At 50.1% G+C, this 503-nt stretch carries 1 protein-coding gene; it reads left to right on the top strand.

The annotated features are described in order from the left end of the window. On the top strand, positions 1–503 hold a 503-nt coding region (locus LPB89_RS21935), incomplete at both ends, for a DUF11 domain-containing protein (RefSeq protein ID WP_230703739.1).

Genomic DNA, 503 nt, shown 5'->3' with positions numbered 1-503 from the left:
CAACAATTACTAGTACTACATCCGATCCAATACCGGGCAACAATACCGATACAGAAACACCAACGCCGGTTGCACAGAGCAACCTGAGCGTAGTGAAAACGGTAGACAACGCTACACCGAATGTTGGTGATAACGTAACCTTTACCATCACGGCTTCGAATGCGGGTCCAAGTGCTGCGACGGGAGTTTCTGTAAACGACGTACTTCCTTCGGGTTATACCTTCGTGAGCGCCACCCCATCAACCGGAACGTGGACAGCACCGAACTGGAGTGTAGGGGGACTTGCCAACGGGGCCAGCGCAACGCTGAGCATCGTAGCGACTGTAAAAGCAACAGGTTCATACGGCAATACCGCTGTTATTACCGGATTGGAAAATGATCCGACACCGGGCAACAACACCGATACAGAAACCCCAACGCCGGTTGCACAGACCAACCTTAGCGTTGTGAAAACAGTAAATAATACGACACCAAATGTTGGTGATAACGTAACCTTTACCATT

Source organism: Flavobacterium sp. ENC (assembly GCF_020991415.1).
Classification (GTDB): Bacteria; Bacteroidota; Bacteroidia; order Flavobacteriales; family Flavobacteriaceae; genus Flavobacterium.
This window is presented reverse-complemented; position numbering and strand designations above follow the sequence as displayed.